Source organism: Longimicrobium sp. (assembly GCF_036280135.1).
Lineage (GTDB): Bacteria > Gemmatimonadota > Gemmatimonadetes > Longimicrobiales > Longimicrobiaceae > Longimicrobium.
Map to the genome: position 1 here is coordinate 1 of NZ_DASURI010000823.1, position 13,100 is coordinate 13,100.

9 protein-coding genes, 5 tRNA genes and 2 pseudogenes are annotated in these 13,100 nt (G+C 69.1%); 10 read left to right on the forward strand and 6 right to left on the reverse strand.

Annotated elements, in window-relative coordinates; genetic code table 11:
• Nucleotides 1-505, forward strand: a pseudogene (locus VFZ20_RS26585) (hypothetical protein); the annotation flags it as partial.
• Nucleotides 506-1,041: 536 nt separating this feature from the next.
• Here VFZ20_RS26585 and VFZ20_RS26590 read toward each other — a convergent pair.
• The 4 genes from VFZ20_RS26590 to VFZ20_RS26605 form a co-directional block, all read right to left on the reverse strand.
• Complete coding sequence (locus tag VFZ20_RS26590; protein ID WP_329686996.1) at nt 1,042-1,413, reverse strand: hypothetical protein; 372 nt, start codon at nt 1,411-1,413, stop codon at nt 1,042-1,044.
• Between the two features lie 24 nt (nt 1,414-1,437).
• Nucleotides 1,438-1,761, reverse strand: a complete 324-nt coding sequence (locus VFZ20_RS26595) for a hypothetical protein (protein WP_329686997.1) — start codon at nt 1,759-1,761, stop codon at nt 1,438-1,440.
• Between the two features lie 155 nt (nt 1,762-1,916).
• Nucleotides 1,917-3,341, reverse strand: a complete 1,425-nt coding sequence (locus VFZ20_RS26600) for a hypothetical protein (RefSeq protein WP_329686998.1) — start codon at nt 3,339-3,341, stop codon at nt 1,917-1,919.
• Nucleotides 3,342-3,360: 19 nt separating this feature from the next.
• The gene (locus VFZ20_RS26605; RefSeq protein ID WP_329686999.1) at nt 3,361-5,220 is read right to left on the reverse strand and encodes a hypothetical protein; all 1,860 of its coding nucleotides are present in this window, start codon (nt 5,218-5,220) and stop codon (nt 3,361-3,363) included.
• Between the two features lie 375 nt (nt 5,221-5,595).
• Between VFZ20_RS26605 and VFZ20_RS26610 the strand changes: the two genes are divergently transcribed.
• The 9 genes from VFZ20_RS26610 to VFZ20_RS26650 all read left to right on the forward strand — a co-directional run bounded on the left by VFZ20_RS26610 (nt 5,596) and on the right by VFZ20_RS26650 (nt 12,664).
• Nucleotides 5,596-6,684, forward strand: a complete 1,089-nt coding sequence (locus VFZ20_RS26610; protein WP_329687000.1) for an aminopeptidase — start codon at nt 5,596-5,598, stop codon at nt 6,682-6,684.
• Nucleotides 6,681-7,217, forward strand: a complete 537-nt coding sequence (locus VFZ20_RS26615) for a hypothetical protein (protein WP_329687001.1) — start codon at nt 6,681-6,683, stop codon at nt 7,215-7,217. Before VFZ20_RS26610 ends, VFZ20_RS26615 begins: the two co-directional genes overlap by 4 nt.
• A 530-nt stretch (nt 7,218-7,747) precedes the next feature.
• Nucleotides 7,748-10,243, forward strand: coding sequence for a leucine--tRNA ligase (gene leuS / locus VFZ20_RS26620; protein ID WP_329687002.1), 2,496 nt, complete (start codon nt 7,748-7,750; stop codon nt 10,241-10,243).
• A 219-nt stretch (nt 10,244-10,462) separates the two neighbouring features.
• A complete protein-coding gene (locus tag VFZ20_RS26625) occupies nt 10,463-10,789 on the forward strand; it encodes a YkvA family protein (RefSeq protein WP_329687003.1) in 327 nt (108 codons plus the stop codon).
• A 155-nt stretch (nt 10,790-10,944) separates the two neighbouring features.
• Nucleotides 10,945-11,541 carry a hypothetical protein gene (locus VFZ20_RS26630; RefSeq protein WP_329687004.1) on the forward strand — a complete coding sequence of 199 codons (597 nt, stop codon included), beginning with the start codon at nt 10,945-10,947 and terminating at the stop codon, nt 11,539-11,541.
• A 685-nt stretch (nt 11,542-12,226) separates the two neighbouring features.
• A tRNA-Met gene (locus tag VFZ20_RS26635) sits at nt 12,227-12,300 on the forward strand.
• Between the two features lie 58 nt (nt 12,301-12,358).
• A tRNA-Phe gene (locus tag VFZ20_RS26640) sits at nt 12,359-12,431 on the forward strand.
• 19 nt (nt 12,432-12,450) lie between these two features.
• Nucleotides 12,451-12,523: transfer RNA gene (locus tag VFZ20_RS26645), tRNA-Trp, on the forward strand.
• Between the two features lie 68 nt (nt 12,524-12,591).
• A tRNA-Thr gene (locus tag VFZ20_RS26650) sits at nt 12,592-12,664 on the forward strand.
• A gap of 4 nt (nt 12,665-12,668) precedes the next feature.
• Here the strand turns inward: VFZ20_RS26650 and secE are convergent.
• Nucleotides 12,669-12,905, reverse strand: a pseudogene (gene secE, locus VFZ20_RS32830) (preprotein translocase subunit SecE); the annotation flags it as partial.
• 42 nt (nt 12,906-12,947) lie between these two features.
• Nucleotides 12,948-13,020 (reverse strand) — tRNA-Trp (locus VFZ20_RS26655).
• Nucleotides 13,021-13,100: the final 80 nt, after the last annotated feature.

Consider the following 13,100-nt stretch of genomic DNA (forward strand, 5'->3'; position numbering starts at 1 on the left):
CCAGTGGGCGCTGTACGTGCTGGACCAGCATCCGCAACTGGCACTGGGGTTCGACGTGCGGTTCTTCCTGCTGGGCGCCGCGTTCGTGGAGTTCAGTTTGGGCTACCTGCTCATCATCAACCTGCTGCAGCGGCCGCTGGCGCTGGTGATCACGCTCGTGTTCTTCACGACGACGCTGGTGTTCGGCAAGCTGGAGGTGATCGGCCACACGCCCATCCACGCGGCGCTGGTGGTGTTCCTGCTGGAGGGGCAGGGCTCCGTGTACCGTCCGCCCATCACGTTCCACAAGCGGATGGGCCTGCGCACCGCCTTTGCCGCGGTGAACTTCGCGGTGCTGCTGGCCATCCTGCTCCCCCTCTACGCCGCCGCCGCCCGCGCCCAGATGCGCACCGCGGACGAGGGCACGGCGATGGTGACGCGGGAGATGACGCGGATCGAGGTGCCGGGGCGGATGGAGGCGCCGGCTTCGCGCGGATTGGAATCGGCACCGAGCCCCGGCGACTGAAGTCGCGGCTCCGAAAACGTGATGTCGGCCTTCGCCGACGGGTCCGTCGCGGGCGAGTGCCGTGCGGTGACGCGCGCCTCGCGCCGGTGGCCCTCGCGCGGGGTTGGATCGGTGAGGAGCCGCCGGCACCCAGCCCCGGCGAATGAATTCGCGGCTCGGACACCGTGATGTCGGCCTTCGCCGACAGGTCCGGTGCGGGTGGAGTCGCGTGCACATGGGCCGGGTCCGCGCGGGCCAGGAGCGAATGGAATTCGCCGCTGGAAAATCGCGAAGTCCGCCTGCGCGGACTGCCCAAGAGCGGGCTGGATGATGTGCCCCGGTGCGAAGTTCGCGCGGTTGAAGCCTCGCGCAGTTTGCGAGGCTTTCCGCTGTCGTTGCGGCGACTTTAGTCGCTCGGCGCGAGGGGGGCCTTCCCGCCGGGTGGCGGCGCGCGTTGGTGGTTGAAGCCCTGTTCGTAGAGCGCGTCGGCGCGAGACAGGGCTTATGGCTGTCCCAGCGGCGGGTTTACCCGCTCAGGCTGGGGCTCGCCCTGCTCGTCATCCGCCGCCCTGCTCGTCATCCGTCACCTCCGCGACCGGCGTCACACGCGCCACCGGGCGCGCGGCCATGCACAGCTGCTCCAGCTCCCCGTCGGGAAGCTGCTCCCAGTGCTGGGGGATCGGGGCCAGGCGACGCTTTTCCGTGGGGCATTCGAACGCGAGCCACCCCGAGGCCAGCTGCGGAGACAGGAACTGCGGCGGCTGGCGCCGGTCCGCGCCGCGCCGGCGCTCGGGGCCGGTGTAGCGAAAGACCGGCTCAGGGTTGCGGCGGTCGTACCCCACGCGCCGCTCCGTGTCGCGGCGGCCGGGCACCACGTTCCACACCTGCCAGTGCACGCCGTCTGCCGTGCGGAACGAGCGGATGGCCATGGGCTTAGCTCCGCGCGGGCCGCGTCATCGCGACGGACGGGCGCCGTCTTCGGCGCGTTGGCACAGGGCCTCGAGCTCCGCGTCGCTCGCGGCCTCCCATCCCTCCGGCGGCGGGTACAGGCGGCGCTTCTCCTCCCCCGCCGTAAAGCAGATCCACCCGCCCTGCAGGTGCGGATGCATCACGCGCCTTCGCCGGTCACGCCCGCTGCGCCGCTCCGGCGAGTAGTCCGGCGTGACCCTCGTGCGGCGCTCCGCCCCGCCGCGCGCGTTGCTGTAGACGCGGTGCGGCGGCACGTCCCACGCGGTCCATTCCGTTCCCCTCGAGTCCTTGAATTCACGCAGTGCCATCGGTCTCCCTCCGAGTGGACCGGGCAGGGAATGCAAAGCGCGTACCGATAAACACTTAGCGTGCGTAAATCCGTGAAAGAGGAACAAAGCAGAGCACCCCGCCGGTGGGCGGGGTGCTCCGTTGTTTTCCGCGTGTTCCCTGGGAAAACGCCCGCTCAGGGCCTTCGCCGGATGGCGCCCGTCTGCGGCACGGGCGGGGCCGTGGCCACGGCACAGGTGGTGGGCAGCGGCGCGATCTTGAGCTCCAGCACCAGGTTGGTGGCCGTGGACGGGCCAAAGTTGGGCTGCTGGGCCTGGATGCCCCCGTAGAAGTACCCCAGGGTGCTCGCGGGCGGCAGGCGGTCCAGCTGCACCACGCCGTTGTCGAAGTCCGGCACCCCCGCCGCGGGCAGCAGCGCCGACTCTGCCCCCAGCAGCCCGGGCAGCGAATCCGGCCACACGCACTCGAACGTGCTGCCGTCGCTCCGCCGCACCAGCGTGGACACGGCGCTCACGAACGGCACCGTGTCGTTGCGCACCAGGCGGTCGGGGTCCGACGTGCGGTCCACCTGGTACAGGCTGATGCCGCCAAAGAAGGTGGTGAACATCGTGCGCCCGCGCGTGGCGCTGTACATGGGCAGCACGGCGCCCGTGTACTGGTTCATGTACTGGGTGTACGTCGCCAGCACCGGCGCCACCCCGGCCCCGTTGATGTACACGGCCTGCCGGTACGTGCTGTCGTTGCCCGGGGCGAACACGCCGCCGTAGATCCCCAGCCCCTGCGACCCGGACGTGCTGATGACGGGCGCCGACGTCAGGTCGCGCCGGTGGTAGGGCCGGTTGGGCGCCGTGCTGGTGTACGGCGCGTAGTAGGTGCCGACCGCGGGCCGGCCGCTCGATGTCGTCGTGAGCGTGAAGCGGGCGATCTGCTCCGTGTACCGCTGCGTGAAGGTGACGCCGATGTTGCTGTCGTTGGGGTCGTACAGCCCGTCGAACTGCTGGCCAAAGATCAGGTAGTACGTGCTTCCCAGCCTCTGCAGCTCGCCGCCCGTCACGGCCAGCCGCCAGTCGTGCGACCAGGTGATGGCCTCGCTGAGCCCCGCCGCGTCCTTGCTGGTCACCGCCGTGACGGCCGCGGGGATGTTGATGGCCATGAGCGTGGGAAAGGTCATCATCCGCCCCGTGGACGAGTTCATCCCGTAGCCGCCGATGACGTACAGCGTGTTGCCGTTCTGCACGGACTGCGCGTTGGTCACGCGCAGCAGGTCCGCCACGGAGTCGGGAAAGATGCTCACGGGCATGGACCACACCTGCCGCGCCGACGGGTCCACCACGTAGATGGAGTCGTTCATCTCCGTGGGCGGAAAGTTGTTGGTCGGCGGCGCGCTGAAGCCGTGCAGGCCCGCGCGGCGCCCCGTCAGCAGCAGCCAGCGGCCCTGGCTGTCCGTGGCCCGCGCGAACGACTGCAGGGCGGGGAGGTTGGGGATGCTTACGGGCTGCCAGCTGATCTTGAAGGGCAGCGTCTCCGTCTGCTGCGCGGCGGCCGGCGCCGCCGGAAGAAGGGCGGCCAGCGCCAGCGCCGCCAGGAGGGTGCGTTTCATCGTAGGTGCGTCCTCGTGGTCAGTGGGCGGGGGCGTCGGACCCGGCGGCGGAGGGGCCGGGATTGGCCGGCGCGGCGGGGGCGCCGGACGGCGCGGCGGATCCGGACGGATGCGCGGATGGGGCCGCCGACGCGCCGGAGCTGCCGGAGGTGCCCGGCATGGGCCCGGGAATGGGGATGTGGCCGTACATGGTACCGGCCATGGACTCCGGCACGCCCGCGGGGTTGATGGCCTTGAGCCAGCTGACCAGGAACGCGCTCTTGGGCGGCGACAGGTCGCGCGTGACGGGCATGTGGCTGGGATGCTCGATGGGAAGCGCCAGGTACCCCGCGATCTGCTCGCGCAGCCCCACCACGGTGGGGTAGTCGCTCAGGTCCACCCGCTCCTGCATGAACGGGTACAGCCGCATGTACTGGTCAAAGATGGGCTTGACGACGTTCTGCCACGTCGCCGGGTCGTTCCAGGTGGACGGGTCCGGCGGGGTGAAGGCGTCGAAGACGAGCACGCTCAGGAACGCGCTGTTGACGTCCGGGTTCTTGTCCTGGTCCCACGACCAAGCCACGGCATAGACCTGCCCGTCGATGTACGTGCGCGGGTTCTGGGGATCGTGCGCGTTGAGCGTAAAGGTGGCGCGCCCGTTGGCGTCCGTCGTGACCGACGTGTCGTAGGTGAGCCCGGTCGCGGGCGTGCCCGTCCCGGGGCCGAACTGGTCCGCGCTGCAGTCGGTGAACGTGATGGTCTGCCCCGCGGCCGGCTTGCCGAAGGTGAGCGCGATCACCTCGGCCTGGGCCGTGCTCCCCGCGGCCATCCGGAACACGTACTGGGTGGAATCCACGTAGGCGCCCGTGGGGTCCTCGGCCAGGACGGTGCTGGTGCGCCCGGGCACCAGCATGAGGTTGGCGCCGCCGCTCTGCACCAGCTGCAGGGGCGAGCTGTCCACCATCTCCAGGTGCTCCGCGGGGATGGGGAACTCCTGAACCATGGCGTGGTCCTGGTACGCCGCGTCGGAGTAGTCCACCGTCCCCAGCGTCACCTGCGTCTCCGTCCCCGCCCCGCACACCAGGGTCAGGGGGCCCATCTGCGGGGGGAATGCCCCGGCCACCCACAGGGCGGGAAGCACGTTGCCCAGGTCCGCGATGACCACGGCGCGCTCCCGGTCTACCCGGAAGGGCGCGTAGTTGGAGATCCGTCCCAGCCCGCTCCGGCCGTTGGGCCGCAGCAGCCGGCCCAGCGTGAAGTTGGTGGGCTCACCCTTGCTCCACGGGCCCACGGTGCCCGTCACCCGTCCCCAGGTAAAGTCCTGGTTGGGCATGTACGTCGTGGGGTCCTGCGACACGTCCTGGAAGGCGTCGACGATGAAGCGGATGGACAGCGCGTCGGGGCTCGTCGTCTGCAGCGTCTTGAGGACGGGGGAGGTGATGGCCGGCCCCCACTGCAGGTTCTCCAGCACGGACTGGTACGCCGCGGAGAACACGGAGTCCGCCTGTCCGCCGATGACCCGCGCGTACATGTCGACGAAGTTCACGGGGCGAAACGTGCCCTGTACCCAGTCGTCGCCCGTGCCGATGCGCACCTGCATGCCAAAGATCATGGACACAGCCTGCTGGTCGGGGTCCAGGTCCACCAGCTTGCCGATCTGCGGATGGCCGTCCACGCTGGCCAGCGGCGTGCCCACGAGCGGGTCCGGGTTCGTGGCGGGCTGCGCCAGCACCGTGCTGCGAACCGTGCAGTCCAGCTTGAACCAGTGCGTCCCGTTGGGGTTCCACGCCGGGTCCAGCGGGTTGGCGGGGTTGTAGTTGCCGGGATCGTTGTTCAGGGTGGACGGGGCGGCCTGGAACCGTCCAAAGAAATGCAGCCGCGGTACGTCGAGGTAGCTCATTCAACTGCCCTGGGGTGGGGGGATGGCCGGGCACTGCCAGAAGATGCCCCAATCTATGGGCTCCAGTTCACGACGCAAAGGAAAATTTCCGATTTCCGCGGATCGGCGGATCCGTCCCGCCGCGTGCCAGACGGCATGGATGCTGAACCGCTGGTGTCGCAAGGAGAGCGGATGCGGATCTGATACAATCTGATCTATCTTCTGTGACGCGCGTACCTGTTTCCACGCTTCCCGTCCGCGGGCGTGGCGCGCCGGCTGCCGTCACACGAGATTGGCGGATGGATTCGCTGATTCGGTGCGGTGGGAAGAGCCGTGGCCGTTGCAGGCTATTCCCTATTCCCTATTCCCTGTTCCCTATTCCCTGTGGCTTCGCGGATGAACCGACCCCCGCTCCGCACCCGCGCTCGCGCCCTCCTGCTGCTGGCGCTGCTGTCCGTCACGGGCGCCGCGTGCTCGCCGGCGTACGTGATGCGCGCGGCGTGGGAAGAGGCCAGGATCCTCAACCGCCGCCAGCCCATCGCGCGCATCGTGTCCGACACGGCCACGGACTGGGAAACGCGCGACAAGCTGCTGCTGGTGCTTCAGGCCCGGCAGTTCGCCGCCGATTCGCTGGGGCTCAACGCCGGCGACAGCTACACGCTCTTCTCCCGCGTGGAAAGCGACACGCTGGTGACGGTCGTGAGCGCGGCGCCCAAGGACCAGTTCCGGCCGCACACGTGGTGGTTCCCCATCGTGGGCAGCGTGCCCTACAAGGGCTACTTCGATCCCGAAGACGCCGCCCGCGAGCAGCAGCGGCTGGAGGCGCGCGGGTACGACACCTTCGTGCGCCCGTCCGCCGCGTTCAGCACGCTGGGCTGGTTCAACGATCCGCTGCTGAGCACGCTGCTGCGCTACGACCGCGTGTCGCTGGCCAACACCGTCATCCACGAGCTCTTCCACAACACCTTCTACGCCAGCGGACAGGCCATCTTCAACGAGAGCCTGGCCAACTTCGTGGGCGGGCGCGGCGCCATCGAGTTCTTCTGCCGCCGCGACGGGCCGTCGTCCGAGACGTGCCGCACGGCGCAGGGCGCGTGGGACGACGACCTGCTGTTCGGCGCGTTCATGGAGCAGCTGGTGACGGACGTCAAGGCGCTCTACGCCCGCACGGACCTCACGCGCGACGAAAAGCTGGCCCTGCGCGAGCGCCTGTTCGCCGACGCGCAGCGCCGTTTCGCGGACGAGGTGCGGCCGCGGCTCAAGGTGGACACGTTCGGCAGCTTTACGCGCGAGCCGCTGAACAACGCCACGCTCATCGCGCGGCACATCTACTACGACCGCCTGCACCTGTTCGAGGACGTGTACCGCGCCCGCGGCGGCGACTTCCTCCGCGCCATGGACGACATCGTGGCCGCCGCGCGCACCAACAAGGCGGACCCCTACGCCGCCGTGCAGGCCCTGCTCACCCCCTCCGTCGGCGGATGACGATGCGGCTCGGGCTGATTCCCGTTGTCCTGCTCCTCGCGGCCTGCGGCGGTGGCGGGGAAGGGGAGGGATCGGCGGATACGACGCAGACCCCCGTACCAGGGGTGGATTCCGGCATCGCGTCGAACTCCGCCGTGCCGATGACCGCGGATTCCGCCGCGCGGGCCCCTTCCGCGCCACCAGTCGCCCTGCCCGACACCGGCTACACGGCCTGGGATGCGCTGGAGCTGCCGAGCGAGCCGTGGATGCAGCGCGCCGCCACGCCCGAGGCGCTGCTGGTGAGGGTCCGTGACGTGGCCGCCGCGCAGTTGGAGGAGCCGAATCCCGCCGTCCTCCCGTCGCGGATGCAGGTCCAGGCGGCGGACAGCGCCGTGGGCATCGTCGTCCACCCCGACCTGGCGGACGACTCCGTGCGCGACATCGAGTTTCGTCTGCACATGCGTCGCTACGGCGCCGAGTGGGCCATCACGGGCGTGGACCGCCGCGAGCGCTGCCGCCGCGGCGTGACGCCGGACGGCGACCTGTGCCTGTGAGCGCGGCTCCCGGCCGGAGCGACTGAAGTCGCCGCAACGACAGCGGAAAGCCTCGCAAACTGCGCGAGGCTTCAACCACGTGAACTCCGCTCCGGTGCACGCCGGCCGGCCTTCGCTGGGGCAGTCCGCGAAGGCGGACTTCGCGACTTTCCAGCGGCGAATTCATTCGCTCCGGCTGGGGGACGGCCACCACCGAACCGGATCTGCGACGACCACCATCTCGTTCGCTCCCGGTCGCTCGCCGGTCCGCTCACCGGCCCGCTCCCGGAATCGGTCTCCGGCCCACTCCCCGACCGCCCGGCATCGGCCGTCCACGCCCGCGCCCGGACACGCCCGCCCAGGGGTTGTAAATCCGCGCCGGGTATGGCAGTTTAGGATCAGGCGAAAAAGACAGGGCGAGCACGCGCCAAGCCTTGACGCGCGTGGTAGTTTTGATCCGTCCGAGCCGTCGGCCGCACCCGCGCCCGGCGGCTCGCGTTTACGCCGGTTCGCGCGCTTGCATACCCGCATCATCACGGCAGTCAGTCCCCATGAGCACGAGCGAAGCCACCCACGTCACCGCCAGCTACCACCCCGCCGAAGTCGAGCGCAAGTGGCAGCAGCGCTGGGAAGAGCAGGGCACCAACCGGTGGACCGCCGAGCAGCTGCGGTCCGCCGAAAAGCCCTTCTACAACCTGATGATGTTTCCCTACCCGTCGGCCGAGGGGCTGCACGTGGGGAACATCTACGCCTTTACGGGCGCCGACATCTTCGGCCGCTTCAAGCGGCTGCAGGGGCACCAGGTGTTCGAGCCCATCGGCTTTGACGCGTTCGGCATCCATTCCGAGAACTTCGCGCTCAAGCAGGGCATTCACCCCATGGAGCTCATCCCCCGCAACGTGGAGCGCTTTACGCGCCAGCTGCGGCGGGTGGGCTTCATGTACGACTGGAGCCACACGGTAGACACCACCGCGCCCGAGTACTACAAGTGGACGCAGTGGATCTTCCTGCAGCTGTTCAAGGCCGGCCTGGCGGAAAAGAAGGAGGCGCCCGTCAACTGGTGCCCCAGCTGCCAGACCGTGCTGGCCAACGAGCAGGTGATCGGCGGCGAGTGCGAGCGGTGCGGCACGCCCGTGGAGATGCGGTTCCTGTCGCAGTGGTTCTTCAAGATCACCAACTACGCGCATCGCCTGCTGGAGAACCTCAAGACGCTGGACTGGTCCGACACCACCCGAAAGGCGCAGGAGAACTGGATCGGCCGCAGCGAGGGCGCCGAGCTGGAGTTCCCCATCGCCCGCGCCAGGGTCGCCGAGGACCGCCATGAGGGGGCGAGGATCGAGGCCGAGAAGCCCGTTATCCGCGTCTTTACCACGCGGCCCGACACGGTCTTCGGCGCCACGTACATGGTGCTGGCGCCCGAGCACCCGCTGGTGGACCGCCTGACGACGGACGCGCAGCGCGAGGCCGTGGACGTCTACCGCAAGCAGGCGTCGTCGCAGGACCTGGTCACGCGAAAGAAGACGGACAAGACCAAGACGGGCGTGTGGACGGGTGGATACGCCGTCAACCCGGCCACGAAGCAGGAGATTCCCGTCTGGATCGCCGACTACGTGCTGATGGAGTACGGCACGGGCGCCATCATGGCCGTGCCCGGTCACGACGAGCGCGACTTCGAGTTCGCGCAGCAGTTCAGCCTGCCCATCGTCCGCGTGGTGGCGCCGGAGGGCGAGGACGCGTCCGCGCCGCTGGCCGAGGCGTACACGGGCCCCGGCGTGCTCGTGAACAGCGGCGCGTTCGACGGCCTGGGCGTGGACGAGGGCAAGTCGAAGGTGACCGAGTGGCTGGCGGGGATGGGGCTGGGGGAAAAGCGGATCAACTACCGCCTGCACGACTGGACCATCAGCCGGCAGCGCTACTGGGGTCCGCCCATCCCCGTGCTGTACTGCGACACGTGCGGCATCGTCCCCGTGCCCGAGGACCAGCTGCCCGTGGTGCTGCCCGTCATCGAGGACTTCAAGCCGGACGCGTCGGGCATTTCGCCCCTGGCGCGCCACGAGGAGTGGTACGTGACCGACTGCCCGTCGTGCGGCGGCAAGGCGCGGCGCGAGACGGACGTGAGCGACACCTTCCTGGACAGCGCGTGGTACTTCCTCCGCTACCCGTCCACGGACTTTGACCAGGTGCCGTTCGACCCGGGCATCATCCGGACGTGGCTGCCGGTGAACAGCTACATCGGCGGCAACGAGCACGCCGTGCTGCACCTGCTGTATTCGCGCTTCGTGACCATGGCCCTCAAGGACATGGGGCACATCCACTTCGAGGAGCCGTTCACGCGGTTCCGGGCGCACGGGCTCATCATCAAGGATGGCGCCAAGATGTCCAAGTCCAAGGGGAACGTCATCGTCCCCGACGACTACATCGCCGAGTGGGGCGCCGACACCATGCGGGTGTACCTGATGTTCATCGGCCCGTACCAGGAGGGCGGCGACTTCCGGGAGGGCGGCATCACGGGGCCGTACAACTTCCTGTCGCGCCTGTGGGACTCCGCCACGTCGTGCGAGGAGCGCGACCTGGACGCGGCCGTCGAGCAGAAGCTGCACGCCACCATCAGGAAGGTCACGGAGGACCTGGAGGTCCTTTCGTACAACACGGCCATCGCGGCCATGATGGAGTACCTGAACGTGGTGCGCGCCGGCGGCCGCACGCCCGAGCGGGCCGCCGTGGAGCCCCTGGTGCGCCTAGTGGCCCCGTTCGCGCCGCACCTGGCCGAGGAGCTGTGGGAGCGGATGGGGCACACGCAGTCGCTGTGGAACGAGGCCCGCTGGCCGGAGTTCGACGCCGGCAAGGCCGTGGCCGACACCGTGGAGTTCGTGGTGCAGGTGAACGGCAAGGTGCGCGCGCGCATGCCCATGGCCCGCGGCATCGCCGAGGCCCAGGCGCGCGACGCCGCCCTGGCGGACGAGAACGTGCAGCGGTGGATCGAAGGCAAGCAGGTGCGCAAGACGATCTTCGTCCCCGACCGCCTGGTGAGCCTCGTCGTCGGCTGATCCCGGCGGAGGACGGATGAACGGAAGCCCGGCGCTCGTGTGCGAGCGCCGGGCTTCGTCCGTTCCAGGGAATGCGATCGCCTCCCGGCGGCTGGCCTCGACGAACCGGGAGGCTGGTCACCGCGTCGGGAAACGAGTGGTATCCGCGTATGTCAGCCATTATCGTGGGAGAACATCTGCTGCTGTTTCATTCCCCCTTCTTTACGAGGATGGTCATCAATGGAAGCGTTCTTCGGGTTCCTCAAGATCTTCTTCATCGGGCTTTTCGCGCTGGTCGCGGTGTTCATGATCCTGCTCGCCATGCCGCAGAGCCAGCTCCGGTCGTTCGTCCTGGAGGTCACGGGCTGGGGAACGGCGGCGGCGTCCGCCGTCTACGTGGTCAGCCCGCTGGACCTGGTGCCGGACCTGCTCCCCGTGCTGGGCTGGGGTGACGACCTCGTGGCGGCGGTGGTGGCGGCGTGCAGCGTGGTGATGGCGCTGGTGATGCGCCGCGAGCGTCACCGGCTGGCGCGCGAGGCGGAGCCGGCGAGGCGCCTGGGACGGTAGGCGGCGTCCCCGCGGCCGACGGTCGCCGGGGGGCAAAACGGCCCGGGCCTGTCTCCAGGTCCGGGCCTTGTCGCGCGGGGCCCCGGGCACTGGAGGCGGGGCGGATTTTGCTCTATCTTGGGGACGAGAGACTGAACGACCCGGAGGTGAACCCCATGCACGCTCCTTCCGAGGCGCCGCCGGTGCAGATGGTGCTGCGCGCGTACCCGCCGGCACCCGCGCGCGTGGCCCTGGAGTACCAGCCGCTGCCGTCGCGCGTCGTCAAGACCGTGGCGTCGCTGGTGCTGTTCTGGGCCCTGGCGCCCTGGTCCGTCCTGGTGCCGCCGTACTACCCCTGGCCGGTGCTCTGCATGTGCACGGGGGCGTACCTGGCGCACATGTTCTGGACGGGGCGCTACCGGGTGCGGCACTTCGTGGGCGTGTGCCCCCGCTGTGGGCGGCAGCTGCGGCTGGGCGTGGGCGAGCGCATCAACCTGCCGCACACGCTCACCTGCTTTGCCTGCCACTTCGAGCCCGTGCTGGAGGTGGCCGATCCCGCCCGGGTCCCCGAGCCGGAGCCCCTGCGGCACGCCGTGGCGGACTGCACGGGCACGTGGACGGAGGAGTGGATGTGGGACGACCGGTTCCTGGCCTGCGACGGCTGCGGCGCCCGCCGCCCCGCCACGGATGACTTGCGCCGACTGGCCCATGCCGAGAACGAGCGCGGCGCCCTGCTGCGCCAGCTGGCCGACGAAGGCCGCTTCCTGAGCTGATGGTCGTCGCCGTCGCGGCGACGACAGCCCCGGCCGATGGCCGGGGCTTTTTTCGTCGCGTGCTCGTCCCGCACCGTCCTGCGGACGCGCGTCGAAACCCGCCGCCCCCCAGAAGCGTCATCCTGAGGAGCCGCCGCGTGATCCTGGCCCGGGCGCGATCCCTGGCGGCGACGAAGGATCTTGCGTGCGAACCTCTGCGGCAGCCCCTGGTGCACGGAGGCCGCCTCCGAGTCTCGCGGAGAAGATCCTTCGGTCGCGCGTCCGGTCTCGTGCACGTGCGGGTTCCGCGAATGCGCTCCTCAGGATGACGCGGCGCGGGGTGGTCGGAGAAGAGCGTGCGGATCGTCCCGCGCCAGGTTCCGGCGCGGGGCTCCCTCGACGGGGGGAGAGCCGGGCGAGTGCGGGCGCGTTGCGATTCGCGATGTGCGGGGCGGCATCGCGGGAGGGAGGGGCCCGGCGATGTGCGTCCGTGCGAGGGCGATATCGTGCGGAAACAATTGGATTCCAGTCCGCGCCTCGCGAATAACGGAAAAGAAAAATTCGTCAAGGGCTTGAAAGAAATCCGGATCGGGATATCTTAGTGGCCTCGCGGCGTTGGACACGCGCCGCGACGCTCGGCAGGACGAACCATCGAAAGATGGGGGTTGACAGATCGGACCGAGCGGGTTAGCTTTGATGTCCTTGTCGCGGGGTGGAGCAGCCTGGTAGCTCGTCGGGCTCATAACCCGAAGGTCGCGGGTTCGAATCCCGCCCCCGCTATGACGCCCTTCCCCGCCGCCGTTGCTGGGCGGCTTTTTGTTGGGGAAGCAAGCATCGGGGCCAGGTAGCTCAGTTGGTAGAGCACACGACTGAAAATCGTGGTGTCGGGGGTTCGATTCCCTCCCTGGCCACCTTGTTTGAGAAGACCGTAGGCCAGTAGCTCAATTGGTAGAGCACCGGTCTCCAAAACCGGCGGTTGGGGGTTCGAGTCCCTCCTGGCCTGCTCCCGCTTCCGGCACTGCTGGCGGCGGAACGTTGAAAGATCTGAGGCCGCCCGACTGATTTGGCGGTGCTCGCGTAGCTCAGCCGGCAGAGCACTTCCTTGGTAAGGAAGAGGTCATGGGTTCGAGTCCCATCGCGAGCTTGGTGAAGGCGAAGTCCAGCGCGGACACCAGGGCCATCATGAACACCACGAACACGATCACGACGATCGTGTAGTTCACCAGCTCCGAACGCGTCGGCCGGACGACCTTGCGCAGCTCGTCCAGGATCTGGCTGACGAACAGGCTCAGCGACCGGAAGAACCGGGAGAACGGGTTGCCGCGACGGTCGCGCTTGCGACCTGCGCGGCTCGAGTCGCGCGTCTCCGCGCTCACGTCCGTCACGATTCCTCTTCTCGCTGGCCTGGGTACTGCTCGTCGTTGTCGCAGGGCAGGAGGGACTCGAACCCCCAACCGCCGGTTTTGGAGACCGGTGCTCTACCAATTGAGCCACTGCCCTACGGAACCCGCCAAGGGGTGACCGGTTCCGGGAGGCTGTTCCGACTTCCCTCCCCACGCCCTTCGCGGGCACGGCGGAAG